The sequence below is a fragment of the Deltaproteobacteria bacterium genome (assembly GCA_016218975.1).
Classification (GTDB): Bacteria; Desulfobacterota; Deferrimicrobia; order Deferrimicrobiales; family Deferrimicrobiaceae; genus JAENIX01.
Map to the genome: position 1 here is coordinate 1 of JACRCO010000041.1, position 2,644 is coordinate 2,644.

Here is a 2,644-nt window from a genome sequence, read left to right on the forward strand (position 1 = left end):
CACCTCGCGCAGCGCCATTGCCGCCGCCAGCGCGTCCACGAAAAACAGGTTCGGCGTGAACTCGCCCAGCCGCTTTTCGATGTCCACGGGGTAGGATTCCCGCCCCGTGGCGACCGACGGCGGAAATATCTCCTGCACGTTTACAAGCGCGGTCCCGCCCGGATTCAGGAAATGCGCGAACCGCAGCGCTTCCATCTTCTCGAACGCTATGAGCAGGTCCGCCTTTCCCGGCTCTATCAGCGGCGAATACACCTTCCTGCCGAACCGCAGGTGGGTGGTGACGGCCCCGCCCCGCTGGGCCATGCCGTGCACTTCGCTCTTCTTCACGTCGTAGCCGCCGAGCAGAAATGCCTCGCACAGCACCTCGGAAGCCAGGAGTATCCCCTGTCCGCCGACGCCCGCGAGAAAAACGTTCCCCGCGTTAACGCCTCTCAATCCTTCCTCTCCAGGATCGCCTTGAACTTGCAAAGCGGGGGGCACTGGTTGCAGCCGTCGCACAGAAGCGCGTTGATCCGGGCCATCCCCTTCTGCGCGGCTTTCTTCCCCACAGCGACCGCCTCTTCCGGCGTGAACGGAACCCACTCGATCGCCGGGCAGCCCAGCTTGTTGCATGCCCTGCAACCCGTGCAGAGGTCCGGGATCACCTCGTAGACCGGCCGCTTCTTCTTCCGGTGTTCCGGGAGAAGGACGCACGGCGCTTCGGTTATAACGACGGAGGGGGCCTCACGCGCGAGTTCCCGGCGGAGGACCGCTTCGGTCTGCGCCATGTCGTGCGGGTTCACCATGTACACGTGCTCGACGCCGACCGCCCTGCATAGCCCGGGAAGATCCAGCCTGTGCGTCGGGTCCTCCTGTAAAGTCTTGCCCGTCGCCGGATGATCCTGAGCGCCTGTCATCGCGGTGGTCCGGTTGTCCAGGATGATCACCGTGCTTGCGCCGCGGTTGTAGACGATGTCGATGAGCCCCGTGATGCCGGAGTGGACGAAGGTGGAGTCGCCGATGACCGCGACGAACTTCCCCTGGGCCGCTTTCCCCAGCGCCTTCTCCATCCCGAACGCGTTGCCTATGGACGCCCCCATGCAGACGCAGGTGTCCATCCCGCCCAGCGGCGGGAGCGCCGCCAGCGTGTAGCAGCCGATATCCCCGGCCACGGTCACTTTAAGTTTCGAAAGAACGTAGAACAGCCCGCGGTGCGGGCATCCGGGGCATAAATTCGGCGGACGCGAGGGGACTTCCTCCGAGGACTTCAAGGGCACGGAGCCGCCGGCGATCCCTTCCCGAACAATGCGCGGATCGAGCTCGCCGACGATGGGGATTATCTCCTTCCCCTGCACGGGTATCCCCAGCGCTTTCACGTGCGCCTCGATGTGGGGATCCAGTTCCTCGACGACCACCAGCCGGGAGACTCCGGCCGCGAACTCCCTGACAAGCCGCGACGGCAGGGGGTGCGCCATCCCGAGTTTCAGCACGGAAGCGTCCGGGAATGCCTCCCGAACGTACTGGTAGGAAACGCCCGCGGTGACGATCCCGAGCGACCGGTCCCCCCACTCTATCCGGTTCCCGGGGAATGTTTCCGCCGATTCCGTCAAGGCGCGCATCCGTTCCTCGACAAGCACGTGCCGCCGCCTTGCGTTGACCGGCAGCATGACCCACTTGGCGGGGTCGCGGACGAACCCGGGCGAAAAGGCCGGGCCGGACGGCTCCCCGAGGATAACGGTCCCCTTTGCGTGCGAAATGCGGGTCGTGGTTCTCAGGAAGACCGGGGTATCGAATTCCTCCGACATCTCGAAGGCGAGCTTCGTGAAATCCTTGGCTTCCTGCGAGTCGGACGGCTCCAGCATCGGAATCTTCGCCGCCACCGCGTAGTGCCGGTTGTCCTGCTCGTTCTGGGAAGAGTGCAGTTCGGGGTCGTCGGCGGTGATGATGACGAATCCCCCCCGCACTCCGGTGTACGAAGCGGTAAAGATGGGGTCTGCGGCAACGTTCACTCCCACGTGTTTCATCGCCGCAAGAGCGCGCACTCCGGCCATCGACGCGCCGAGCGCCACCTCGACCGCCACCTTCTCGTTGGGGGCCCATTCCGCATAGACCCCCTCGTAGCCTGCGAGATTCTCCAGAATTTCCGTGCTCGGGGTGCCTGGATACGCGGATGCGACCTTTACATGCGCCTCGAAGGCGCCGCGGGCGATCGCTTCGTTTCCGGATAACAGCCTGACGAGCCGCCGTGCGGGGACGGACAACGGTTTCCCCTTCTTTCCCGCTGAAATATAAGTATGTTACGTTAGCACATCGCCCCCTCCTCTTTCAAATCCCGATGTGATGATTTCTGCTATACTTTGTGGTCTGTTTTCGATTATTCGGCATCACATGTGGGGGCGCTGCGGGTGAGAGGCGCCTCTTTTTGCTTCACTGCCATTGATGGCAGCGAGCGACAGTATCGGCAGGGGGAGCGCATCATGAAGATCGGGGTGCTGACGGGGGGCGGGGATTGCCCGGGTCTTAACGCAGTGATCAGGGCCGTTGTCCGGAAGTCCGATTCCTACGATTCCCGCGTCGTGGGAATCCGGAACGGGTGGAAGGGGCTCCTCGAACTCTCTCCCATTGACCTGGACATCAGGATGGTCTCCGGCATCCTGCACGTCGG

At 63.5% G+C, this 2,644-nt stretch carries 3 protein-coding genes; 1 reads left to right on the forward strand and 2 read right to left on the reverse strand.

What is annotated here, in order from left to right; all coding sequences use genetic code 11:
- A partial coding sequence (locus HY896_06015) for an indolepyruvate oxidoreductase subunit beta (protein MBI5575903.1) occupies positions 1-435 on the reverse strand: 435 nt, incomplete at its 3' end.
- On the reverse strand, positions 432-2,240 hold the full coding sequence (gene iorA, locus HY896_06020; protein ID MBI5575904.1) for an indolepyruvate ferredoxin oxidoreductase subunit alpha: 1,809 nt from the start codon (positions 2,238-2,240) through the stop codon (positions 432-434). The genes iorA and HY896_06015, both read right to left, overlap by 4 nt.
- Positions 2,241-2,456: 216 nt before the next feature.
- On the opposite strand from iorA, the gene HY896_06025 reads away from it, so the two are divergent.
- Positions 2,457-2,644: 6-phosphofructokinase (locus HY896_06025; GenBank protein MBI5575905.1), on the forward strand; the 188-nt coding region annotated here is incomplete at its 3' end.